Source organism: Streptomyces pyxinae (assembly GCF_024756275.1).
Lineage (GTDB): Bacteria > Actinomycetota > Actinomycetes > Streptomycetales > Streptomycetaceae > Streptomyces > Streptomyces pyxinae.
In genome coordinates this window covers 398,401-422,691 of sequence record NZ_JANUGQ010000002.1, presented here as the reverse complement: position 1 = coordinate 422,691, position 24,291 = coordinate 398,401, and the positions used below count along the sequence as shown (strand labels likewise).

At 75.1% G+C, this 24,291-nt stretch carries 17 protein-coding genes and 2 pseudogenes; 10 read left to right on the top strand and 9 right to left on the bottom strand.

The window, feature by feature from the left end; genetic code table 11:
- Position 1: 1 nt before the first annotated feature.
- The 3 genes and pseudogenes from NX801_RS30915 to NX801_RS04735 all read right to left on the bottom strand — a co-directional run.
- Positions 2-394 (bottom strand): annotated as a pseudogene (locus NX801_RS30915) (DUF4158 domain-containing protein); the annotation flags it as partial.
- A 237-nt stretch (positions 395-631) separates the two neighbouring features.
- Positions 632-889 (bottom strand): hypothetical protein, encoded by a 258-nt coding sequence (locus NX801_RS04740; protein WP_258785625.1) that lies wholly within the window; start codon positions 887-889, stop codon positions 632-634.
- Between the two features lie 513 nt (positions 890-1,402).
- Positions 1,403-1,918, bottom strand: a complete 516-nt coding sequence (locus tag NX801_RS04735) for a GNAT family N-acetyltransferase (protein WP_258785624.1) — start codon at positions 1,916-1,918, stop codon at positions 1,403-1,405.
- Positions 1,919-2,965: 1,047 nt separating this feature from the next.
- Between NX801_RS04735 and NX801_RS04725 the strand changes: the two are divergent.
- Positions 2,966-3,145, top strand: a pseudogene (locus NX801_RS04725) (ATP-binding protein); the annotation flags it as partial.
- Between the two features lie 127 nt (positions 3,146-3,272).
- On the opposite strand, the gene NX801_RS04720 reads toward NX801_RS04725, so the two are convergent.
- Together NX801_RS04720 and NX801_RS04710 are read right to left on the bottom strand one after the other, a co-directional pair.
- Positions 3,273-3,683, bottom strand: a complete 411-nt coding sequence (locus NX801_RS04720; protein ID WP_258785623.1) for a RidA family protein — start codon at positions 3,681-3,683, stop codon at positions 3,273-3,275.
- Between the two features lie 1,205 nt (positions 3,684-4,888).
- Positions 4,889-7,915 carry a helix-turn-helix transcriptional regulator gene (locus NX801_RS04710; protein WP_258785622.1) on the bottom strand — a complete coding sequence of 1,009 codons (3,027 nt, stop codon included), beginning with the start codon at positions 7,913-7,915 and terminating at the stop codon, positions 4,889-4,891.
- Positions 7,916-8,284: 369 nt separating this feature from the next.
- On the opposite strand from NX801_RS04710, the gene NX801_RS04705 reads away from it, so the two are divergent.
- From NX801_RS04705 to NX801_RS04685, 5 genes are all read left to right on the top strand, one after another.
- Positions 8,285-9,103, top strand: coding sequence for a DUF6426 family protein (locus NX801_RS04705; RefSeq protein WP_258785621.1), 819 nt, complete (start codon positions 8,285-8,287; stop codon positions 9,101-9,103).
- Positions 9,104-9,995: 892 nt separating this feature from the next.
- Entirely contained in the window at positions 9,996-10,436 is a 441-nt protein-coding gene (locus tag NX801_RS04700; RefSeq protein ID WP_258785620.1) for a VOC family protein, read from the top strand.
- An 802-nt stretch (positions 10,437-11,238) separates the two neighbouring features.
- Positions 11,239-11,958: a methyltransferase domain-containing protein gene (locus NX801_RS04695; protein ID WP_258785619.1), complete on the top strand. Its 720-nt coding sequence runs from the start codon at positions 11,239-11,241 to the stop codon at positions 11,956-11,958.
- A 313-nt stretch (positions 11,959-12,271) separates the two neighbouring features.
- A complete protein-coding gene (locus NX801_RS04690; protein WP_258785618.1) occupies positions 12,272-13,258 on the top strand; it encodes an alpha/beta fold hydrolase in 987 nt (328 codons plus the stop codon).
- Between the two features lie 671 nt (positions 13,259-13,929).
- Entirely contained in the window at positions 13,930-14,553 is a 624-nt protein-coding gene (locus NX801_RS04685; RefSeq protein WP_258785617.1) for a DUF3159 domain-containing protein, read from the top strand.
- A 43-nt stretch (positions 14,554-14,596) separates the two neighbouring features.
- Here NX801_RS04685 and NX801_RS04680 read toward each other — a convergent pair whose 3' ends face one another.
- The 4 genes from NX801_RS04680 to NX801_RS04665 form a co-directional block, all read right to left on the bottom strand.
- Positions 14,597-15,478, bottom strand: coding sequence for a universal stress protein (locus NX801_RS04680; RefSeq protein ID WP_258785616.1), 882 nt, complete (start codon positions 15,476-15,478; stop codon positions 14,597-14,599).
- 377 nt (positions 15,479-15,855) lie between these two features.
- On the bottom strand, positions 15,856-17,040 hold the full coding sequence (locus NX801_RS04675; protein WP_258785615.1) for an MAB_1171c family putative transporter: 1,185 nt from the start codon (positions 17,038-17,040) through the stop codon (positions 15,856-15,858).
- Position 17,041: 1 nt separating this feature from the next.
- Positions 17,042-17,548 carry a hypothetical protein gene (locus NX801_RS04670; protein ID WP_258785614.1) on the bottom strand — a complete coding sequence of 169 codons (507 nt, stop codon included), beginning with the start codon at positions 17,546-17,548 and terminating at the stop codon, positions 17,042-17,044.
- A 356-nt stretch (positions 17,549-17,904) separates the two neighbouring features.
- Positions 17,905-18,396, bottom strand: a complete 492-nt coding sequence (locus NX801_RS04665) for a hypothetical protein (protein ID WP_258785613.1) — start codon at positions 18,394-18,396, stop codon at positions 17,905-17,907.
- Positions 18,397-19,192: 796 nt separating this feature from the next.
- Here NX801_RS04665 and NX801_RS04660 point away from each other — a divergent pair.
- The 4 genes from NX801_RS04660 to NX801_RS04645 all read left to right on the top strand — a co-directional run bounded on the left by NX801_RS04660 (position 19,193) and on the right by NX801_RS04645 (position 24,055).
- Positions 19,193-20,413: a DegT/DnrJ/EryC1/StrS family aminotransferase gene (locus NX801_RS04660; protein ID WP_258785612.1), complete on the top strand. Its 1,221-nt coding sequence runs from the start codon at positions 19,193-19,195 to the stop codon at positions 20,411-20,413.
- Positions 20,414-20,943: 530 nt separating this feature from the next.
- Positions 20,944-21,762: a DNA-methyltransferase gene (locus tag NX801_RS04655; RefSeq protein ID WP_258785611.1), complete on the top strand. Its 819-nt coding sequence runs from the start codon at positions 20,944-20,946 to the stop codon at positions 21,760-21,762.
- A gap of 5 nt (positions 21,763-21,767) precedes the next feature.
- A complete protein-coding gene (locus tag NX801_RS04650; protein ID WP_258785610.1) occupies positions 21,768-23,003 on the top strand; it encodes an iron-containing alcohol dehydrogenase in 1,236 nt (411 codons plus the stop codon).
- Positions 23,000-24,055, top strand: coding sequence for a GHMP family kinase ATP-binding protein (locus NX801_RS04645; protein ID WP_258785609.1), 1,056 nt, complete (start codon positions 23,000-23,002; stop codon positions 24,053-24,055). Before NX801_RS04650 ends, NX801_RS04645 begins: the two co-directional genes overlap by 4 nt.
- The last annotated feature ends 236 nt before the right edge of the window (positions 24,056-24,291 follow it).

The window sequence follows — 24,291 nt, the reverse complement described above, 5'->3', positions numbered from 1 at the left end:
TGGGCGGCAGCACCCGGTGACGGCGCGGCCGGCCCACCGCGTGGTCGGACAGCGCCTTCGGGCCCTGGGCGTGCGTCCACGCCCGCCCGTACGGGAACGTTCGGAACCGCCGGCCCCACTCGGCGTCCTCCCAGGGGTGGTAGCCGTAGGCGTTCCGGACCTCCCACGCGTGGTCGTGCAGCGTCTGAGGCCGCTCCGCGTACCGCTTGACCACCGACGGGCCCTCAATGCCGAGGTGCACGGCCAGGTGCTCGATCACCGGGCCACGGCACCGCGAGCGGGTCCTCCAGGAACACGCCGGCGTATCGCACCGTGCACAGCTGGAGCGCGAACCCGAGCCGGTGATGCTCCGTCCGCCGCAGCGCGCGATCAGGTCCCGGTCCACGTCGTCCGCGTGGTTCAGGGTATGAGGTCCAGGACGCGGACCGGCTGGCTTGTCCACTGGTCGGAGGTGGTGGTGACGACGACGGCGCCGTCGGGGCGGTCGGCGGTGGGCTGGGCGGCGTGCCGGCAGTGGGCGGTGGCCCAGGTAGTGGCGTGGGTGAGAGCGAGGGCGGTGATGCCGGCCGTGGCGGGCGGGGGCGCAGCCTTCGGGGGAGCCGACCTCGGCGGACGCCCGGCACCGTGCCGGTCAGTCGGCCATCTGCCCGGGGCCGGCGGTTTCCCGGGCCTCGCGCAGGAGCCGCGCCGTGGTGGCGGCCGTGTGCCGTACGGCCGGATCGGCCGTCCCTTTCTCCAACTCCTCCAGGAACGCGAGGGCCGCGTCGATCACCGGCACCCGGACCGCCACGGTCTCCAGGGCGGCCGGCGTGCCGGCCGCCCGCTCGGCCGGGGACTGCGGAGCGGCGGGGGCCGGGCCGACGCCCCGCGGGCGGTTGCCGATGGACAACCCTGCCTGCGTCAGGGCCAGTCGATGCTCAGCTTCCCCGGCACCATGTTCGACGTGCTCCTGAAAGCCGATGAGTGACCGCCCGCGCCGCCCGGGCCCGGACGGCGCGTCCTGGCCGAGGAGGAGACGACCGCCTACCGCTCCCACATCAACCGCCTGGCCCCGGCGCCCGCTGAACCCGCCCCCGGGCACGGGCCTCGCCGGCAGGCCGGTGGCCGCGGGCACACAGTCGACCAGCCGGAAGCCGCGTCGTACGACACGGCGACATGCCCGGCCGGCTCGGGGGCCATGACCGCCGACCTCGACCCGAACGCCTGCACTGGGGGCGTGGCCGGCCGCACCGGGTGGCACCAGTTCTCCGGTCGCCACAGCCGGACGCGAAGTAGCTGATGATCGGCTGGAGCCGTCTGAAGTCGAGCCTCGCGGCAGAGGACGGTAGAGGTCGGTACCTGATGCCCGGTTACCGACTGCTGAGGCGGCCCCTGCGCTCGGTGAGGTGGTTGTCGCGGTGCTTCACAGGCCGCGACGCCATATGCGGTCGTCGTCGACGCGATCGCCGAGGGTGAAGGTACAGTGTCCGACCTCTGCGAACCCGTACCGGCGGTAGAAGCGCTTCGCGCGCTCGTTGTGATCAAAGACGGTGAGGTAGATTTCCGGGGCCTGGTCTGCGACGGCGGTGGCCAACGCCCACTCCATGAGATGGGCGGCGACCCCGCGGCCGTGCCATTCGCCGAGGACATAGATCTGTTGCAGTTCGAGAGCACCGGGCATTGGCGCCGGAGCTGGGGCACGAAGCGGCGTGAGCTTGGCATAGCCGACCGGGGCAGACAGATGGGAACCTACGAGCCAGCGGACCGTCGGATCTCTGAGATCATGCTCCATGCTGCCCTCAGGACCGTAGACGCGGTCGAGGAAGACGGCGAATGCGTCGGCATCGTACAAGTGCCCGAACGCCGCTGAGAATGACGACCGCGCCATCGCCCTCAGCGCCTCGCTCCGGCCCGCCTCGGGGGAGGCGTAGGTGATCAACTCACTCGTGTCTGGATACAATGGACGTCTCTCTCCGGGTATAGACGCCCTTTGAGTAAACGAAAGCCCGAGCGTGGCGGGCTCGGCCCGCTGCAGCGTCTCTCAGACTCAGCTCAGAGCCTACCAACACCCCGAGCGAGCCGCCTGGTTCGACGCTCTCATCGCAGTGTTCGGCCTCACCATCGAGGCGACCGGCCCGACTTCGGCTCCGGCGCGTTCCACGACACCATCTCCGACACCCCGGCCCTGGTCACCTCTCGTGGGCGAACACACCCGCCTCATCCGGTCCGCCGACCACGGCCCGCGCCGGGGCCCGTGACGACCGGTCCGACACCCGTCCACCCGCGCTCCTCCTTCTGGCACCACGACAACCTCCAAAGCGAAGGCATAACCCGCTGTGTTCCGGCGCCGCCCGGCCATCATCCGGCTCCTCGCCGCCCACTCGGACGCGGCCGTGGTGAGGATGGTCTGCCACTGGGCCAGGACGTTGCCGCCGGCGGCCGGGGCGGCCAGGCCACGCTCGGTCATCGGCACACTGATCGCCGTACCGAACGCGAGCGGCGAGCGGCCGTCGCACACCACGGTGGCGGTCCCCCGCTCCGGCTTCTGCCGGACCTCGGCCTTCCTCGCCTTCGCCCTCTCGCGGGCGGCGAGGAGGGCCTGGGGGCGAGGTCGACGCCGGACGTCTCCGGGACGGAGCTCACGCGATCGTCCCCGGGGTTTCGCCGTCCAGCGGGCAGGCAGCGGGTTCGGACAGGCGCCACGACCCGGCGCGGGCCGGACCGGCTCGAAACGGGTATCGGTACGCAGCTGCTCCAGCGGCACGGCCAGGAGGTGTTCGGCGGTGCGGGCCTGGGCCTGCCCGGTGGCCTCGGTCGCGGCACCCAGGGCATCGTCGCCCTCGGGCCGAGACCGGTGCCACGGCTTGCCGCGCCCGGTGGCGTACGCCTGCCGGGCCCCGGCCTCTGCCTCCTCGCTGCGTCCCAGCATCGCCAGCGCCTGGTGCCGATACTCCGCGATGGCTCTGCCGAGCAGTAGTGAAGTCGCTTGGCGATCGCCTCCAACGAGTCGTTCGACGGCTGGACCAAGACCTTCACCGACCCCCGCCTCTGCGCGGGCGTCGTCGACCGGCTCGCCTTCGACGGCACCATCATCGGAACCGGCACCGACTCCTGCCGGCTCGCCTCCGCACGAGCCCGAGTCGAGGAACCGGTCAGGGCCGGCTGACCCGCGGAGCTGTCTGCCTCGATTGCCGGCCGCCTTCGCAGGCGGCCGGCGATCCCGCATTCGCGCCGCTACCGCCAGGCACTTCCGGTCCGGGGCACGCTCGGCCGCCGCGTTGTGTGAATGGACCTCAAGAGTCGAGCACCGCGGCGACGGCCTCGATCTCGACGAGCTGGTCCTGATAGCCGAGGACGGTGACCCCCATCAAGGTACTGGGGACATCGTGGTCAGCGAACGAGTCACGGACTACCTCCCAGGCAGACACCAGGTCCTCCCGCCGGGCCGATGCGACGAGAACCCTTGTACTGATGACGTCCTGGAGTGACGCGCCCGAGGAAGCGAGAGCAGCCCGCATGTTCTCGACGGCTTTCAGCGCCTGGCCCGCGTAGTCCCCGACCGCTGCCGTCGAGCCGTCGTCATTCAGGGGACACGCCCCGGCGAGGAAGATCAGACGGGAGTCGGCGGGAGCCGTGGCCGCGTAGGCGTACTCGGCGACGTCGGACAGGGAGGCGGAGCGGATCAGAGTGATGGCACGAGCCACGGTCGTCGGGTCCTTTCCCATGGAGTCTTGAGCGTGGACATCCTGCCAACGGCCCGTTGGCGCCCGCCTCCCGTTTTCGCGCCGCGACCAGGCAACGCCGTCGATTCTGGCCAGCACTCGTGGACCCGGTGATCACCAACTGACTCCGGAACCCCTCGAGAAACGCTGTTCCTGGCGATCAACGAAGCCACGTTCTCCGACGGCCGTCCGGTGCGTTCGGCGCGGGTCGGCTGGATCGCGGCGGTCCGCACGGCTTCGGCGGCCTGCCGCTGCTGGGCGCGGGCGCCGCCGAACGTCGCCGGCGCCTCGTCCTCCTGGTCCCGGCCGACACCGGGGAAGTCTGCTCGGCGTGCTCGCGGGCGGACCTGTTCCTGCCGTTCGACGGCAGCGGCCAGGGCCGGGTCCCTGATGGGGCGGGGCGGGGGCGCGGTGGTAGTCGGCCGACGTGCTCTCCCTCGTCTTCACCCCGCCCGGCTGGAACGACCGGGCGCGGGTCCGGGCCGTCGACCGTCGCCGTGGTGCCGATGCGGACGACGGGCGTCCGGACGTGCGTGGCCCGGACATCCGCCCCGGTCGTCGGCCAGCAGCGGCGGCGCACCCTCCGGCGCCGCGCCCGGGCCCGCCGGCGCCGCCTTCGCGGCCGCCTCCACCTGGTCCTGCTGCCACCCGGACAGCCGCTCCCACAGCCAGGACACCGGCCCCGGGGCTACCCGCCGACGAAGACCAGCAGGCATGGCCACCCGTCTCTGCTGCTGCGCTGTTCCCCGCCCCACGGCCTTCGGCGGAACGGTTTCTTCGCGTACGCGAACCAGCCGTCGGGCTCGTCGGAGAAGAGGCAGCCGGCCCGGCGGCGCCAGATGACCGGGGTCAGGTGCCCGGCCGACGGGGGACGGCTCCGGGCCCGGCCCGGCCCAGCCATGTCAGCGGCGATACGGCACATGGTTCCCGCCGCGACCGCCGCCGGCTGAGACGACACCGGATCCGGTGCACGGGACCCGGAGCCGGAGGGGCCGGCGGGCACCCGCCGGCGCAGAGGCGGTGCGGGCGGCCGGCCCTCCGGGGTCGGCCGCGACCGCCACCGGCGCACGCGACGGGAGTCGAATGGACGATCGGCCGGCTCAGGAACTTCCGGCGGTCGCAACCCGCTACGACTGGGACAAGCGGGCCCGCGTCGGCCACGGCACCGCCACCGCGGCAGCAGTCCGCTACGGCTCCGCCCATGAGCCGCCGGGCAGTGCTTGGCCGGGGACGGCCGGGCCGAGTGCCCGGGCCAGGGCGGTGCGGGAGGAGACGCCCAACTTGCGGTAGGCGCTGCCCAGATGGGAGTCGACGGTGCGGTGGCTGAGGAAGAGGCGTTCGGCGATCTGCCGGGAGCGCAGTCCCGTGGCGGCCAGATCGGCGACCTCCCGCTCGCGCTCGCTCAACGCGGACCGGAGATCCACGGCCGAGGGATCGGTGGCGGGGGCATCCGCGGTCCGGGGGCCCGCTGTCGGACTGGCGCCCCGGCCCGGGCGGCTGTCCGCGCAGAGCCGGCCGCGAACACGTTCGGCTTCCTCCACGGCCAGGGTCGCCCCGTGGAGCCGGGCCAGGGCCCCGGCCCGCCCCAGGACGTCCAGCGCGGCGGCCGGACCGCGTACCGCCGCGGTCACCGGGGCCGCGGCGATGAGCGTCCACGCGTGCTGCACGGGCAGCCCTCCGCCACGGAAGCCCGCCGCGGCCCGCTCGAACAGCTCCAGCGCCCCGGCGTGCTCCCCGCGTGTCGACCGCAGCTGGGCGCCGGCCCGGTGGACGCACGCCCACTGCAGCGGCAGGCCGAGCCGGCCGGCGTCCGCCTCCGCGTCGGCGAGCAACCGCCCGGCACCCTCGGCGTCCCCGCCGGCCAGCGCGGCGGTCGCCATCAGGGCGAGGAGCGAGGGACGGAAGGTGGGCTGCACCTGCGGCAGGCCCTCACCGCCCCCGCCGTCCAGCAGCGTCCGCAGGCAGCCGGTGGCGTCCCCGGTGAGCAGCTGCGCGTGGGCCAGCAGGCTGATCGCGGAGGTGGCCCACCAGCCCCGGCCGAGGGCGGTGGTGTCCACCGCCCGTGCCGCGAGCGCGACCGCCTCGCCGGCGTACCGCCGCCCCCGGGCCCAGACCAGCGTCATGGCGCGCATCGCCGTCGCCAGCGTCACCACGTCGGGCGCGCCGACCGCGCGGGCCAGCTCCTCCGCCTCGGCGGCCCGGCGCTCCGCCTCGTCGAGCCGGCCGGCCCACTGGTCGATCATGGTCAGGCCCAGCAGCTGGTGGGCGCGGATGTGCTTGTGCGCCCCGCCGGTCGCGGCGTCCAGACCCCGTTGGAGGTGGCGGCGAGCGTCCGTGAACCGCTCCAGGTACAGCTCCGCGCAGCCGAGCAGGGCGAGGACGTCCGGGGTGTGGCCGGCCACACCGTCCGGCAACGCGTCCACCAGCGCGGCGCAGTGGGCCACGTCGGGTGCTCCCCGCGCGATGTCGCCGGAGAAGACGTCGCAGAAGGCGATGAGGACGCCCAGGGCCACCGAGGCGGAGGGTCCGGCCTCGGTCCGCGCCCGGGCGGCCTCCCGCAGCAGCGGCCGGATCCGGTCGTGGGTGCCGCTCAGGACGTGCACCAGCCCGTACTCGTAGATCAGCTCGGTGGCCTCGGCGGACAGCACGGCGGGCAGCGGCCGGGGCAGCAGCGCCATCCCGGCGCGGGCGATGGCCTCCGCCTCCTCGTAGCGGCACAGCAGCCGCTCCGCGTCGGCGCACACCGCGTACGCCCGCAGCAGCAGCCCGGGGGCCGGCCGCGCGCCTCCGTCGCCGGCCCGCCCGGTGAGAGAGGGGCCGCCCCCGGCCAGCAGGTCATGGGCGCGGGCGCGGGCCTCCCGGACACGTCCGGAGGCGATCAGCGCCCGGCAGTGCGCGAGCTCCCAGGCGGCCCGCTCCCCGGTCCCCCGGCCCCGGGCGGGCAGCGCGTCCAGGGCGAGCCGCAGCCAGCGGGCCGCGAGCGCGGGCGCCCGGGTGACCGTCTGCGCGGCTCCTTCGGCGAGCACGCGAGCCGCGGCGGCCCCGTCGGTGTGCACCAGGTGCTCGGCGTGCCGGGCCCGCTCCAGGGCCGGGGCACCCCGCTCGGCGGCGATCCGCAGGGCCCGCCGATGGGCGTCCAGCAGGAAGGGCAGCTCGCACTCGGCGTGAGCGACCTGTCCGACGACCGGGTGGCGGAACGCCAGCCGCTGGCCGTGGTCCGCCGGACGCACCAGGTCCGCGCGGACCAGCTCCGCGCACGCTTCCAGGCCCTCCCGCGCGCCGAGCCCGGCGATCCGGGCGGCGTCCGCCGGCCGGAACATCCCGCCCAGCACGGCCGCCGCCCGCGCGGCGGCCCGGGCCGGTCCGCTCAGCTCGCCGAGCTCGGCGAGCAGCGGCGCCGCCTCACGCAGCAGACGATCCTCGTCCCCGCCGGCCAGGTCCGGCCACAGCCCGGCATCGAAGCCGGCCGCGACCAGCAGCCGCAGGTAGCCCGGAAGTCCCTTCGACGCGGTGTGAAGGGCCGCCGCGGAGGCCCCCGTCCCGCCCGGGAGCGCATGCGCGGGCGCCATGTCCGCGTCCGGCGCCCCGGCCCCGTACACCACCGCTCCGGCCGGCCGGCGCCAGCGGTCGAGCAGGGCCGCCACCGCCGCCACGTCCAGCGGGCCGGCCTCCACCCGGACGATCCGGTCCGTCCGCACACCGAGATCGAGCGCCTCCAGCAGGGCCGGCGGACTCTGCCGGGGCCGGTGCGCCAGAACCAGTACGAAGGCAGAGCGGGACGAGGGCGGGGAGGAGGGCGGGGGCGAGGACGAGGAAGAAGGAGCGGAGAAGGGAGCGGAGGAGGAAAAGGAGCGGATCAGCCGGAGCGCCAGCTCCAACGAGGACGGATCGGCCCGGTGCAGCTCGTCGACCAACAGCACGCCACCGGCGGCCCGCCGCCGGATCAGCTCGCACCAGGCGGCCGGGTCGGACGCCTCGGCGGCCCCGGCCGGCCCCGCGGTGTCGCGGAAGACCCGGAAGGGGCCCTCGCCCGAACGGGGCGCGCGGGCCCAGATCACCGGAAGCCCGCGCCGCGCGGCCTGCTCGGCCAGCCCGCAGGCCAATTGCGTCTTGCCCGCGCCCGGTTCACCGGTTATCTCGACCACGGCCCCCCGGCCGCGCTCCAGCCCGTCCAGAACCTGGGCGAGCCGGGCGCTCTCCGCCTCACGTCCCACCGGTGGACCGTCCGCCATCGGTGACGGCACAACGAACACCACCCCCTCCCCCCTGCGGCCGCTGCTCGCCCCGGGCAATGCCACGGCGAGGCCGCACGCCAGTCTCGGAAACCTCTCCCCCGCTCCTCACTTCGGATCCAAAGTAGCGCGCCGCACTGACAGCGACTCGGCGCCGCCGACGGTTCGCTCCGGGACAGATCGCGCGCCCGCACGGACCCGGACCGCCGAGCATGCCGACGGTCCCGCCGGCACTCCGCGCTGCGTAGCCGGTTGCGTAGTTCTACGGCTGTGCGGGGCCGGGCCACCGGGAAGACTGCTGAGCCGTCAGCTCATCACCCCGACCCGGGAGAACCCGTGAAGTTGAGATCCATGACGGCGACGGCCGTACTCGGCGCCGTCGTCTTCACCGCCGTTCCGGCCGCGGCCGTCCCCTTCACCGCCTACGCCTGCGGCGGCTCCACCCTGTGCTCGGACGAGGACACGGGCGACGAGGGCGGCGGCGGCAGCGACTGGGGCGGCGGTGACTGGGGCGGTGGCGACTGGGGCGGCGAAGGCGGCAGCGGAGACGGCGGAGACGGCAGCGGCGACTGGAGTGACGATCCGGGCGACCCGGGCGACCCCGGAGAGCCGGGCGACCCCGGGAACGTCCCGTCCGATCCCGGAGGCCCGGGGGTGGAGATCGTGGACGGGCCGATCGGCCAGCCCATCGACGCGACCCTGCCCGAGGTCGTGGTCACCGGACACGCCACCCGCCCGTCCGCCCCGGCCACTCCCGGCATCCCGACGACCCATGGGGGCGGTCTCAGCGGGTCCGGCCCCCTGGTCACCGTGCACAGCCGGGGCAGGGTGTGGGAGGAGCGCGGGAAGTGCTACCGCAACCAGTCCACCTCCGTCGAGGCCAAGTACAGCCGGGGGCTGACCTACACGGTCTCCTCCCAGACCAGCACCAATATCTCGGCGACGGCGCTCCAGCTGCTCACCGCCCAGATAGGCACGCAGCTCAACACCACCGTCACCGAGACCTACAACACCGAGCTCACTCTCAAGCCGGGTGAGTCCTGGGCCGTGTACGTCGAGTACCAGACCAATGTCTACGCGATCACCACGTCCGACATCTGGGGCAACTACTCGACCGAGTTCGTCAACGTCACACAGCCCACCGGCGTCGTGACCGGACGCGCCTGCTAGGCACTGTCCCGGCAGGTCACGGGCGGAGCCATCAGCGCACCGCTGCCGCGGTGACGGCGCCGGGGCAGCGGTGGCACCGGGGTGCCGTCCCTTTCTCCGGGGCCCTGCGGCCGGGGCCTGCGGGCGCCGGCCGCGGGCCGGCGGGCCCGACAGGGCGCCGGGTCGGTGCCGATCATCGACCAGTCGACCGGTCCCCACGGCCGGCGCCGGTCCGGGCCGCCCGTGGGGGCCGGCCCGGGTCTGCTCCGCCGGCCGGCGCCGGTGCCGCCCGCAGACGGTTTCCCGGCAGCCGCGGCAGTCCCGGCGGGCCGGGCCACGGGGCACCGGTGCGGATCCGGGACAGGATCCCGTCGGGTACGGTGCGGTGGCCGTCTCCACCGCCTGCCCCGGTCACCCGGAGGCCGCGGAGCGGGAGGGGCAGGCGGGGCCCGCGCGCACACCCGGCCCGGGCCCGGCGCGAGTCCGGGAACCTTCGCACGGCGACCGGTTCCCCGGCCGGTCGGCGACCGGTTCACCCCTGTGCGCCGAAACCCGCACGACCCGGCCCGGGCGCCCGCCGGGTCCGAAGAACCGCTGGTCCCATTCCGCCACGGCCGTGGGGCCGGCTCTCGCCAGCAGCCGGGCACACCGGCGACCGGCCCGCCACAAGGCCGGCACCCAACCACGGCGAACCGGTTGAACAACCAGCCGAGTGAGTGTGTGAGTACCTCGCGAGGGCAGGTCGGGGAGGGAGCGTGACGTGGGACGGGAGTCACCGTTCCGAGAGAGTGTCACGGCGACGGAAGTACTTCCGGAGGCCGGCGGCCCGCGGACGCCGGGAACGTACCGCCGGCTCCCTCCCGGGAACATCAGCGGCCACCACCGGCCGCACGAGGAAGAAGGACGAACCGGTATGGCGATCCAGCGGATGGACAATGTCGGCATCGTCGTCGAGGACATGGACGCCGCCATCGCGTTCTTCGTGGAACTCGGCATGGAGCTGGAAGGCAGAGCGGAGGTCGGGGGCCTCTTCGCCGACCAGTGCACCGGACTCGACGGCGTCCGCTGTGATATCGCGATGCTCCGCACCCCGGACGGTCACAGCCGGCTCGAGCTGGCGAAGTACCACCACCCGGCGGTGATCAGCGCCGGACCGCGCAACCGTCCGCACAATGTTCTGGGCACGCACCGCGTCATGTTCTCCGTCGACGACATCGAGGACACCGTTGACCGCCTGCGCCCCCACGGTGCCGAACTCGTGGGCGAGATCGCCCGGTTCGAGGACAGCTATCTGCTCTGCTACCTCCGCGGCCCGGAGGGCATCATCGTCGGGCTGGCCGAGCAACTGCGCTGAGTGCTCGTCACCGAGACCCCGTCGTCCCGCGGAACGACGGACCCGGCCACGACGAGCGAAAACACGGGCCCGAGCGCCGGCCGGCGCACCCACGGTACGCGGCCGCCCCCGGACCGGGTCCCCGAGCGCACGACGGGCCGACACCACGGACACTCCTCCAGCGCACTCTCGGCCGGCAGCCGGCGGGCCCGCGCGTCCGACCCGACCGTGGTGTGCTCCGGCACCCGGCAATCGACCGGAGACGGACTCGAGGCGGCGACCACCGGACATCCCGGAGCCACTCCCCCCGGTAGGCGGCCACCGGCTCCGCCGGGGCAGCGGGCTATGGAGCCCTGGTGGGCCGCCGACGGCCGGCGACCCTCTCACGGACACGGGCCGGGGAGAGCTCCAGCCGGCGCTTCACCACCCACCGCCGTTGGCGGCCCGCAGGTTCATGGGTTCTCTCGCGGGCGGGACGAGGCGAGCGGGGTCGTCAGAAGCCCTGTCCGGCCCTGTCCGGCCCGGACCGGGCCCGGTGCCTGCCCCGGGCGCCGTCCGCGCCGGCGTGCGCCCCGCCCGCCCCGTGGAGATCGCACGGCGCCCCGGCCGCGTGCGTCCTCCGGCCCCTGCGCCGCAGCCCCACGCCCCTGCGGCCCTCCCGGCGCGGTGGCCCGGCGACGAAGTCATACCCCGCTGTGTGACACCACTTCCCTCACCCCTCCCCGGAGGCTAGCCCGGCCGCCCACCGGGTACTCACCAGGCACGGCAAACCCCGACCCACCGCACACCGCACACCGCGCACCGCACACCGCGAGGAGCCCTGATGACCGTGTCCGACCGCTACCGCACCAGCTGGGACGGTTTCTGGGAGCAGAGCTCCGGCGAACAGGGCGAACCCTTCTGGGACGCGGACCCGGCCCTGACAGCGCGGCGCGACCTCGATCACCTCGCCCCGTACGCCGACCCCTCCCTCCCGATCGCCGACCTCGGGTGCGGCAACGGCACCCAGACCCGCTTCCTCGCCACCCGCTTCGCCCGGGCCGTCGGCGTCGACCTCTCCGCCGCCGCCGTCGCCCACGCCCGCCGCGCCGATCCGGACGGCGCCGCCGCGTACGAACAGCTCAACCTCGCCGACCCGGCCCAGGCCGGCGACCTGCACGAACGCCTCGGTGACGCCAACGTCTACATGCGGGCCGTCCTGCACCAGAGCGACCCCGAGGACCGACCCGCGGTGGCCGCCGCAGTCGCCCGGCTGACCGGCACACACGGCCGCGCCCTGGTCCTGGAACCGACCGGCGAGGCCAAGGAGGTCATTTCCGCCCTCGCGGCGCAGCCCGGCGGCCCCTCCCCCAAACTGCGCCGTGTCAAGGAACACGACCTGCGCCCCGGCGAAGTCGCCGAGGGTGAAGTCGCCGCCCTGCTGCGCGCGGGCGGCCTCACCGTCCTCGCCGAAGGCACGACCGCCCTCGCCATGAGCGAGACCCGCCCCGATGGCTCCCCGGTACAACTCCCCGCCCGCTGGTACGTCGCCGGCCGCCCCTGACCCGACATCCTCCGCCGGCCGGGACCCGGTACCCGGCCGGACCGTCCGTCCCTCAGCAGGAGCCGGAGCGTCCCTCCGCGGGGGCCGGGGGTGCGGCGGCGACACCCGGGGGGGGCGGGGTCGGCGCCGGCCGGCTCCGCGACGGCAGGCAGGACGTCCTTGTGGGGGTGCGGGCCACCGACGTGCCGGGGCGGCGGCAACACCGCCCTGTCCCCGCGACTTTGCCGGAATGGCAACGCCGATCGCGCCGAGTGGCCGCCGCGCCGCATGATCAATGGGTACCGGCCGCCCGCGAACCGAGGAGAAGTCCCCCATGCGATCCGAGCCGACCGCCGCACCCCGCCACCGCACCGTCGAGGCCCCGGCCGGGCGGCTGCACCTGGTAGAGCAGGGCACCGGCCCGTTGGTCCTGCTCGTGCACGGCTTCCCCGAGTCCTGGTACTCCTGGCGCCGTCAGCTCCCGGCCCTCGCCGCGGCCGGGTACCGGGCAGTGGCGATCGACGTGCGGGGCTACGGCCGCTCCTCCAAGCCCGCCGCGACCGACGCCTACCGAATGCCCGACCTGGTGGAGGACAACGTCGCCGTCGTGCGCGCCCTCGGCGAGGAGAGCGCGGTGATCGTCGGCCACGACTGGGGCTCCAACATCGCCGCCGCCTCCGCCCTGCTCCACCCCGGAGTCTTCCACGCCGTCGGCCTGCTGAGCGTCCCCTACGCACCGCCCGGCGGTCCCCGCCCCACCGACATCTTCGACCGGATCGGCGGCCCCGAGCAGGAGTTCTACGTCTCCTACTTCCAGGAGCCCGGCCGCGCCGAGGCGGAGATCGAGCCCGACGTCCGGGGCTGGCTCGCCGGCTTCTACGCGGCCCTGTCCGCCGGCACCATGCCGGCCGACGGCGAACCCGACCCGCACTTCGTCGCCCCGGGCTGTCAGCTGCGCGACCGTTTCCCCGCCGGCCCGCTCCCGGCGTGGCTGAGCGAGGAGGATCTCGACGTCTACGCCGGGGAGTTCGAGCGCACCGGCCTGACCGGCGCACTCAACCGCTACCGCAACCTGGACCGCGACTGGGAAGACCTCGCCCCCCACCACGGCGCCCCGATCAAGCAGCCGTCCCTGTTCATCGGCGGCGCACTGGACGCCTCCACCACCTGGATGGCCGACGCCATCGACGCCCACCCCACCACCCTCCCCCGCCTGTCGGCCTCCCACCTCCTGGAAGGTTGCGGCCACTGGATCCAGCAGGAACGCCCAGACGAGGTCAACAGCCTGCTGACCGACTGGCTCGCCACGATTCAGAGCTGAAACAGGCGGGCCGCCGGCGCAGCTTGGCGGTGTGTTCCGGGTGGGCCGCGCCGAGGTGGCGCATGCCGGTCCGCTCGGTGATGCCGAACGCACCGCGCAGGTGACGACTGACAGAACCGGCGGTGCCACCGAGCTCCGCCGCCACCGCCCCAGTCGTCCTCGAACGAACCGGAACCGTCGCGCCGGGACTTCGAGGAGGCGGCGACAGGCCGCCGCCAGGCGTTCTCCCCCGAACTCGGCGCGGTCGGCTTCCCGGGCGGTGATGCCCGGCGCGCACGCCCGGCGCCCGACGCCCGGGCGGCAGCGGCCGAGGTCGGACCGGACAACGTGGTGTTGTCTCGCTTTCGGGGAGGAGAGCGGCCCCAGGGCCGGTCCTGCCGGGTGGCGCTGACGAGGTCCGCGAACGCCTGGCGACGGCGGGATACCGGCTCGGCGTCCGGCCCGGTGGACCGGGCCGTTCTCGTCATGTTGACGAGACAGGCGCTCACGCGCCGCCGTCCGGTCCTGAAGGCCGCGTTCGGCCGGCCGGCGGGCAGGCGGCACTCGGCGGCCGGCGGGCAGGTCGCGGGCGCGGTGGTGCGGGATGATCCACGGGCTGGGATGCGGGGAGGGGGGTCGGGCTCGCAGCATGAAAGGGCAGCTCCGTTTCCCGGCCCGCGTCGGAGGCACTCATGGCCCACACCCACGAACGGACCCGCAGCGCGCACTCCACCCGTCCACCGGGCCCGCACGGCGGCATCCTCATCAGCTTCGCGCCCTGGATCATCTTCGATGTGATCGCCGGCCCCAGCACCTGGAAGCTCGCCGCCTTCACCGCGTTCGTCGCCTCGGTGGTGCTCAGCCTGCCCGACTTCCGGCACGGCACGGCCAAGGTCCTCAACGTGGCCGGCATCCTCTTCTTCGGCGTGGTCTGGTTGCTCGGGTTCGCCCTCGACCGCCAGGACCTCGTCTGGCTGGAGACCTATGCCCAGGTGCTGTCCAACGGTGTCCTCGCGGTGGTCGCCCTCGCCTCGCTGGCCACCGTCCCCTTCACCGAGCAGTACGCGCGGGAGTCGGTGCCCCGGGAACTGTGGGACAGCCCCGGCTTCCATCGCACCAACCGGGTGATCACCGCCGTATGGGCGGCGGTCTTCCTGGTCACCGCCGTCCTCGGACTGATCGCCCTGCACACCACGGGCGGGGACGACTGGCTCAACTGGGTCGTCCCCGTCATCCTGCTGGTCCTGGCGATCAAGTTCACCAAGTGGTACCCGGCACGGGTCAGGGCACGGGCCCACGCCACCGGGGAGGGATGACCCGGGGTGCCATGGCGGCAGCCACCGGCCGTCCGTGTCGTGTTCAGTCGTGCGGGACGACGGCGACCGGGCAGCCGGCGTGGTGGAGGGCGGCGTACGCGGTGGAGCCGATGCGCGCCCCCAGCGCGTACGGCCGGGCACGCCGTCCGACGACGAGCAGCCGGGCGCCGGCGGCCGCCGACAGCAGGACCTGCCCGGCGTTTCCGAGCTCGACGTGCTCGACCACCGGGACGCCGGGGTAGCGCTCCCGCCAGGGCGCCACAGCGGCGGCGAGGCGTGCCCGCTCCATCGGTTCGAGGGCGGCGGCCTCGACGGCCCGCTCCATCGCCGCGGGACGGAAGGCGTCGGGGACCGGCAGGTTCCAGGCGCGGACCGCCCGCACCCGCGCCCCGTGCAGCGCCGCGTACCCGAAGGCGAAGGCGAGGACCTCATTGTCGGCGTCGTCGGCGTCACCGGCCTGCTGGCCCACCACCACCTCGCCGGTGGCCGCTTCTCCCCGGTCCGGGCCGGCCTCCCGTACGGCGACCACCGGGCAGGTGGCCGAGGCGATGACCTGCAGGCCGTAGGAGCCGAGGAGAAAACCGAGAACGGCGCCGTGGCCGCGACTGCCCAGGACGAGCAGGCCGGACTCCTGGGCGGCCTTGAGCAGGGCGGGGACGGGTGGCTCGGCGACCGCTTCCGTACGCAACGACACCTGCGGCCGGCGGGCGGCCAGCCTGGTCTCCACCTGGCGCAGGATGGCCGCCGACACCCGTTCGCGGGTCTCCTCCACCACCACGGGCGCCACATCGAGAGGCTGCCACAGCCAGGCGTGCAGCGCTCTGAGCGGCACCTTCCGTCGCTCGGCCTCGGCGGCCGCCCAGTCCACCGCCCGCAGGCTCTCCGGCGAGCCGTCCACCCCGACCGTGATGCCGCGTGTCTCCATGCCGTTCCTCCCCTGTGCCGTACGCCCGCCTCCACGAGGCGGCCCGAGTGCCGGAGCCGGTGACGGCCGGCGATTCCACGCCGGCGCCAGGGCCGGCACGGCGTCACCGACGTCCCGTCCTCGCCGGGCCGGGGCATGCTCCCTCCCCGGCCTCGTCCCCTCAGTCTCGGCGGAACGCGGCGCGGGCGGGCCGGGCGGACGGGCCCCATCCACCGCGCCGAAGGGCCCGGCTCCCGCCCGCCCCCGGGGCCGGAGGTCCCCGGCCCCCGCGTGGGCGGGCCCCTCCCGGGGACTTCCACGGCCCGGGTCTCGGCCCGGGTCTCGACCCGGGCCGCGGCCTCGCCCCCGGGGGGCCCCGGCCGGGGCTCCCGGGGGGCTCAGGCGGTGCGCCGGCCGCCGTCCGCCCCGGGTCCGGTGCCGGTGCCGGACCGGAACGACCGGAGGGCCGGGCAGTGGCGGGAGGCGTGCAGCAGGAAGGCGACCTCGGCGGTCACGGCCGTCCCGCCGTCGCCCACCGGGCCGGCCCGGGGCGCGGCGGGCGGGACGGACCGGGGCTGCTGGGCACAGCCACCGCCGAACAGGCAAGCGGGTTCGGCACCTCCCTCGCCGCCGGGCGGGCCGGCCGGCCGGCGTTGTGCGCAGTCGAGGGCGGCCGGTCCCGCGCGGTCCCGGAGCACCAGCACCGCGTCCCGGGTCTCGATCACCTTGCGGTAGGCGAGGAAGCGCCAGTGGGAGGGCGGGGTCAGCAGTTCGGCGCAGCGGGAGCGGTGGCGGTCGAGCACCACCTGCGGCGATGCCCGGACCAGCTCGTGCCAGAGCGGCCACAACCGCCACAGGGCACGGGCGTCGCCGGCGGCCCGGCGGGCCGCGCCGAGCAGCGGAACGAGCAGCGCGGCACCGCGCAGTACCGCGTGCAGCCCGATGACCAGCCGCAGCGCCGCGCCTTCGCCGGGCAGCGGGGCCGGGGTGAGGATCCCGGCGAGCCGGCCCGCCCAGTAGATCCCCGCGCAGACCGCACCGGCGCCGAAGAGCCGCAGGCTCAGCCCGAGCCCCCGGTCGGCCGACCGGCGGCCGTGGCGGAGGCAGAGCGTCGCGCAGGCGGTGTTGGCCGCGAGGTGGATGCCGCCGAGGACCAGCCAGTAGAGCGCCGAGTGGGTGACCCGGAGCACGCCGTCCACCAGGGTGGGGGCGCGGGAACGTTCGGCGAGCACGAGCGCCGGCAGCACCGTCAGGGCGATCAGGGCCCCGGCCCGTACCGCGGTGCGCAGCCGGGGCTTGTCCGCCGCGTCGGCCACGAAGAGCAGGACGGCGCCGGCCGAGAGGACTCCGGCGGCGTTCCTGACCAGCGGCAGGGCCCAGGGCGCGCCGGACGCGCCGGAGGCCTGCCGGGGGAACGGCAGGTCGAGCACCATGGCGACGGCGGCCAGCGCCACGCCGCCCCACAGCAGGCGCTGACGCGGGCGGCGGACGGCGCCGGGCAGGCTGGAGAGGACCGCGGCGACCAGGAACCCGGTGGTCAGCGCCTGGTACCAGACGACCCAGGCGGGCAGGTGCGCCGCCATGTCAGGGCCACGCTCCGGTGGCGTCCCGCAGCCGGTCCAGCACCTCGCCCGGGCGGCGGGCGGGGGCCGTGCCGCCGAGCCGGAGCATGGTGGCGAGGGTCTCGGCCTCCCGCTCCTGCGGGGTGGAGTAGTCGGCGCGGGGCATCAGCCGGAGGACGAGCCGGCTGTCCAGGTCGGGCAGCAGTCGCTCGGCGCCCGCCCCGCCCGGGGCGATGCGGTGGTGGTCCAGGAGGATGTGGGCCAGCTCGTGGAGCACGATGTGCTCCTGATGGAGCCGCCCGGTGCGCTGCTCGTAGAAGATGTGGTCGGCGGTCTCGGTGCCGATCCACAGCCCGCAGGTGCCCGCCGCCGCCGCGCCGACCGGGAGCGGGTGGAGGTGCAGGGGCCGGCCGCGCCGCTCGGCGACCTGGCTGCAGAGCTCCGGCACGGAGAAGGGGCGGGACAGCCGGAGTCCGGCCATCGCGGCCTCGCACCGGCGGCGGCGTAATCGGGTGTCGCACAAGGACATCTGCTCTCCTGCGAGGCGGGGGCTGGGGCGGCGGGCGGAACGCGCGCGTGACGGTGTCCGGCCCGGTCGGCGGCGGGACGGGCGGAAGGGCGAACGCCGGAAGAACGGAACGGACAGAAGGGCGGGACGGGCAGCAGAGCGGGACGAGCAGAAGGGGGCGGACGCCGGAAGGACGGGATGGGCAGAAGGGCGGGGCGGACGGAGGGAGGGAAGGCGGGTGGGGTACGGGCGCGGGGCGGCGATCGGCTCCGGTCGCCCGCCCCCGGAGCGATGCCCGGGCCGGCACGGCCGGGCGGGCCCCCGGCGGAGTGTCCGGTCACGGGCCGCCACGGGGCCCGGCGGGGTGGTGGCGGAGGCTACACCCCGGGGCCTCCCTCGCCCGGGGGCGGCCCGGCGGAGTCGTCGACCGGGAGGTTCTGCACTCTCCGTGCCTCGTTGACCATGGTCAGCAGAGCGTCCAGGGTGGCGGGTGACAGCCCGTCGGCGCGCAGCGCGAGATTGCGTACCCGGGTGTCCCGCAGGGCGGCGGCGAGTTCGAGCTGGGCGTCGACGCGGGCGGCCACCTCGTCGTCCACGAAGTAGCCGGCCGGCACGCCGAAGAAGTCCGCCAGCACACCGACCTGGTCCAGCGTCACATTGCGCTTCCGCCCGGTGGCGAGCTCCCAGAGATAGGTGCCGGAGATGGCCCGGCCGGTCTTCTCGGAGATCTCCCGGGCCAGCCGCGCGTAGCCGGGGCGCTTGCCCTCGCCTGCGTAGTAGATGGTGATCAGCCGGACCAGCCGCTCGTCGAACCCGCCGGGCACCGGCCGGTCCGGCGACGGTCTCGCCGTGTCGTGCTCGCTGCTCATCCAGCACCCCTGTCCGTGTTCGGCGGCCCGGGTGTGTCGGGCGGGTCCGGGCCGGCCCGGCGTCGGCCGGAGCCCGGAGGGGACCGGGCCCGGAACACCAGGCCGGGACCTTGGTCCAGTCAAACAGCCGTCCATGTCGGCTGACAACAGCAACTGCCAGCGGAACTTGGCTACTTCACCGGCCAGCGACTGATCCCGGCCACCGGGACCGGGCGGGTGCCGGACGCGTGCCGGGCCGGCGGAGCGGCTCCCACCGGCCGGGACGCGTAACGGGCCGGGCCGTCCGGCGTACGCCACAGCGGACACGGAACGCCGGAAGGCGTGGAGAACCGGTCATCCGCCGGGCGCGGCTTGACATGCTCGCCACCCACCGGCGTACGGTTGCGGCACGCGACAACCGCTACAGCGGACAGCCGGACCGCCCCTCGCGGCCGGCGGCACGGACCGGACTCCGGGCGGGCGCACCACTCGTGCGTCCGGTGCCCCATCCGGCCCCGTCCCGTCCCGTTCCCCCCATTCACGCCGCTCTCCCGCGCGATCCGTCCCGGTCCCCACCGGCTTCCCGTCCCGCGCCACCGGCACGTCCCCGGCCGGCCGTCTCCCGGCCCTCCCGGCCGGATTCCGTACGCGTTCCACCCCGGGCACGCCCCGTCCGGGCCGGGTCCGTCCCACCGCCCCACGGGCGGCACCGGGTGGCCCGGCCCGGTGTCCCGGCGTCACCCCGTTCCCCGGTGTCACCCCGATCCCCGGCACGTTCCCCGGCCGCCCGGCCGGAGGACCCCATCGGAGGTTCTCGATGACCGACGCACAGCCATGGCCGGCCTGGCCGGTACACACTCCCGAGACCGAGCGGCGGCTGCTCGACGTGGTGCGGTCCGGCCGCTGGGCGGTCAGCGGCGCGTTCACCGGCCGGCCGTCGTACGAGCAGGAGTTCGCCGACGCCTTCGCCCGGTTCATCGGAGTTCCGTACGCGGTGCCCGTGTGCAACGGGTCGGCGGCGCTGACCGTCGCGCTGGAGGCGCTGGGGGTGCGGGCCGGGGACGAGGTGCTGGTACCCGGCCTGACCTGGGTGGCGTGTGCCTCGACGGTGCTCCGGGTGGGAGCCGTACCGGTCCTGGTGGACGTCGACCCGGAGACGCTGTGCCTGTCGGTGGAGGCCGCGGCGGCGGCGATCACCCCGCGCACCCGGGCGGTCATGGCGGTCCATCTGCACGGCTCCGCCGTCGACATGGACGCGCTCACCGAGCTGGCGCGCCGCCACGATCTCGCCGTACTGGAGGACTGTTCGCACGTCCACGGCGCGGCCTGGCGGGACCGGCGGCTGGGGTCGCTGGGCGACGCGGCGGCCTTCAGTCTCCAGCAGACCAAGCTGCTCACCGGCGGCGAGGGCGGGGTGGCCACCACCTCCGACCCGGCCGTCCATGAACTGCTCTACCGCAAGCGGGCAGACGGCCGGGGGCCCCGGCCGGACGCGCCCCTCGGCGAGCTGCAACTGGCCGAACTCCCCGGTGTGCAGGGCTACAACTACTGCATGAGCGAGTTCGGCGCGGCCGTGGCGCTGGACGGTCTGGGCAGGCTGGCCGAGGAGAACGCCCGGCGCCGCCGGTCGATGCGGCGGCTGGAGGAACTGCTCGCCGGGTTCGACGGGGCGGCGCCGCTCTCCCGGCCGGAGGCGGTCACCGAGGACGCCGCCTACCAGGTCTGCGTCCGGCTGGACCCGGAGGTGTTCGGCCCGGCCGCCAAACACACCGTGGCCGCTGCCCTGTCCCGGGAGCTCGGTGTGCACGTGGAACCGATCGACTCGGCGCTGAACCGGAACGACCTGTACCAGCCGCTGGCCTCGGTGTGGGCCACCGGCGACCGGCGGCGTGAGCTGGATCCGGCGCGGTTCCGGTTGCCGGTGGCGGAGGCGGCCGGGGAGAACGCGGTGGTCCTGCCGCACCGGATGTTCCTCGCGGAGCCCGAGCGGATGGGCGAGATCGTCGCGGCGCTGGAGAAGGCGAGGACGGCATCGTGACGCCCCCGGCCCGGTGGTCCGGCCCGTTGGACCCGCCGGGCCGGACCAGGACCGGACCGCCCGTCACGGGGCGCCTCACCGCCCGGCGGCCCGGCCCCGTCGCGTACCCCGTACGCCGCCTTCCGGTCCGGGAAGCGGCACCCGCCCCGGGAGACGTCCGCGCTCCCGGCCGCGAGGTCACCGCCCGGCCGGCGGCCGGTCGCGCCCCGGGCCGGGGATCGTCCCGGACCGGCCGGAGAGCCGCCCCGGGGCTCCCCGGAGCGCCGTTCCGGGGCCGTCCGGGCCCGGCCGGAGACACCCACGGCCACCCGGCCCGCTCGGGTCCTCGGGTCCGGTCCGATCCGATCCAGTCCAGTCCGGTCCGTTCCATCCGCCCGGCCGGCCTCCGACCCCGTCCGCTTCCCCCATCCGCTCGGCCCCGTCCGCTCCCCCGGTCCGGTCGGCCCGGCCCGGTCCGGCCGGCGGCAGCGGGCCCGTACCCCGTCCTGACCAGAGACCCGTACCCCGTCCTGACAGAGAGAGGTTCGGCGATGAGTCTCCGCACCGAGGCCGAGTCCCCGGCGCGCCCCGTGGCGTCGACCGCTCAGGGGACGCTCTTCCACGGCGACGCCACGGCCTTTCTCCGCGCGCTGCCCGAGCGGAGTGTGCGTCTGGTGGTCACCTCCCCCTGGTTCACCGGGCCCTGCGAGCCGTCGTCGGAGGACCCGGCCAGCCCCGCCTTCGGTGACTGGCTCGGCCACTACCTGGCCGAGATGGGGCGGGTGCTGCTCCCGGACGGCAGTGTGGTGCTGGAGACCGGGGGCGCCTGGGCACGGGACCGCCCCGTGCGCACCGTCCAGCACTACGCGGCGCTCAGCCGGCTGCTGGAGCGCGGCGACTGGTACCTGCTCCAGGAGTTCTACTGGTACAACCCCGGACTGCTGGATGTGAACGAGGAGTACGAGGAGCGCCGGTACACCCGGCTGCACGACTGCGTGACCACCTGGTTCTGGCTCTCCCGGACACCGGACGCGCCGGCCGACACCCGCCGGGTGCGCGGCTTCCAGAACCATCTCACCCACCCGTTCGGCAATTTCCTCGCGCTGGGCGACTCCTGGGCGGACCAGCCCTATCTGGAGGCGGCCGGGGAGCGGCGGTCCCGCGCCGACCTGGACCGCTTCCCGGTCGCCGCCCCGCTCTACTTCATCCGCCTGCTCACCGAGGAGGGCGAGCACGTCGTGGATCCCTTCGCGGGGATCGGCTCCACCGCCCTGGCGGCCGAGCGGGCCGGCCGCAGGTGGTCCTGCAACGACATCTCGGCAGCGGCGATCAGCATCGCGAAGCAGCGCATCGACACCTTCCGGAAGTGATGGCGATGGACTTACAGGCACGTGAACCGGCGGACGCGGCGAATGCCGCCGCCGCACCACCGCGTCCCCCGGGACTCAGGGAACGCTCCTTCGACATCGCGGGGAAGCGGGTCCGGGTCGTCCTGGGCGAGCACATCGAGGCGGAGATGGCCGCCGCGCTGGCCGAGCTGGACGCCGACCGGTTCGTGGTGGTGACCGACGCCCGGGTGGCGGAGCTGGCCGCCGGAGCGCTGGCGGAACGGCTGGAGCGCACCACTCCGACCCTGCTCCTCTCCCACCCGCCCGGTGAGGAGTTCAAGAACCTGGCCACCCTCTCGCGGTTCGTGGACCTGGCCCTGGACTTCGGGGTGACCCGGCGTTCGGTGGTGGTGGCGGTCGGCGGCGGCATCCCGGGCAATATCGCCGGGGTGCTGGCGGGGCTGCTCTTCCGGGGACTGCGGCTGGTCCATGTGCCGACCACGGTGATCGCCGCCTGCGACTCGGTGCTCTCGGTCAAGCAGGCGGTGAACACCGGGCACGCCAAGAACACCGTCGGCCTCTACCACATCCCCGAGGCCGTCCTGGTCGACCTGGCGGTGGTGGCGGGCGGCTCACCGCGCGACCTCCGGTCGGGGACGTGCGAGACGGTGAAGAACGCCCTCGCCATCGAGCCCGCGCAGATTCCCCGGCTGCGGCGGCTGCTGCGCCGGGAGGCCGACTACTCCCCCGCCGACCTGGGCGAGATCTTCGAACTGAGCCTGGCGGTGAAGGGCCGGCTGCTGCTGGAGGATCCGTACGAGAAGCACGCGGGCGTCCTGCTGGAGTACGGGCACACCGTGGGCCACGCCCTGGAGCTGGCCGGGGCGGGGCGCGGACCGGGCGGCGGCGACATGATCAAGCACGGTGAGGCGGTGGCCCTGGGCATGACCGCCGCCGCGGACGTCGCCCACCGGGCCGGGCTGCTGGACGCGGAGGGCCTGGCCGTCCACGAGGAACTGATCGACCGGGTCGGGGTCTGCCGCTGTCTGACCGTGGGCATCGCGCCCGAGACCGTGCTGCACCACATCGCGTACGACAACAAGCGCGGCTACCGGTCGTGCGACGGGTCCGAGGTGGCCATGGTGCTGCTGCGGGCGGTCGGCGCCCCGCTCAACGCCGAGCAGCGCTACCTGACCCCGGTGCCGCACACCCTGGTGGCCGCCGCCGTGCACGACCTGCTGCGCCGGGGCAAGGAGTGCACCGCCGGGCATGGTCCGTCATGACCGGCGTCACGTCCCGGCTGCCGGAGCCGGCCCTCGCGGCGCCGGCGGTCCACCCGCCGGACGAACCGGCCGTGGTGACGGTCCGCTCGCCGCTGCGCATCTCGCTGGCGGGCGGCGGCACCGACCTGCCGAGCTACTCCTCCCGGTACGGCGGGCTGGTCGTCGGCTGCGCCATCGACCGGTATGTGGGGGTGACCCTCTTCCCCCGCGACTTCCGGGGCCGGCTGCGGACCGCCGTCGACACCACCGTCGAGTGCGACCGCGCCACGAACCATCCGCATCCCATGGTCCGGGCCTGTCTGCTGCGGGCGGGAGTGGACGACGGCTGCCAGCTGGCCTCCTTCAGCGACGCGCCCAGCGGCAGCGGGCTCGGCGGTTCGGCCGCCTTCGCCGTCTCGGTGCTGCACGCGGCGGCACCCGGGGCGACGGCCCGGAGGCTCGCCGAGACCGCCGCGGCGGTGGAGATCGACGACCTCGGGCGGGCGGTGGGCAAGCAGGACCACTACCTGGCGGCGTACGGCGGCATCCGGCTGCTGCGCTTCCATCCCTCCGGACGGGTCGACCCGCAGCCGCTGGAGCTGCCCGCGGCGGTACGGGCCGGACTGGAGGCCCGGCTGCTGCTCTTCTACTCCGGCACCAGCCGGGACGCGGGCGCGGTGCTGGCCGAGCAGAACGAACGCACCCGCAGCGGCAACGACGACGCGCTGCGGCGGCTGCACGCCATCCGGTCGATCGCCGACGAGATGGTGAGCGCGCTGGAGCGGCGCGACCTGGCGGCGATCGGACATCTGGTCAATGAGCACTGGTCGCTGAAGTCCGGGCTCGGCTCGCGGATCAGCAGCCCGCGGCTCCAGGCGCTGCACGACCGGGCGCGGGAGGCGGGGGCGAGCGGGGCCAAGCTGCTCGGCTCGGGCGGCGGCGGCTTCCTGCTGCTGGTCTGCCCGCCGGAGCGGCACGCCGAGGTACGCCGGTCGATGGCCGCGGCGGGCCTGCGGGAGCTGCCGTTCCGGCTGGCCGACGGCGGTTCCCGGGCGATCCGGATGCCGCTGTGAGCGCCGCCGGAGCCCCGCGCCCGGCGGAGCCCGGACGGCCGGTTCCCCCGGGTTCCGCGCCGGCGGTCCCCGGACGGCCCGCGCGTGCCGGAGCGGCGGCCGAGCCCGGGAACTCGGCGGTTGCCGGAGCGGCGGCCGACGGCCCGGCGGCGGAGCACGGGCCGGGGGCACCCGGTCCGCGTGCCGGAGCGGCGGCGGGGCACGGAAGCGCCGCAGTGGCGGCGGGGGCCGGGAGC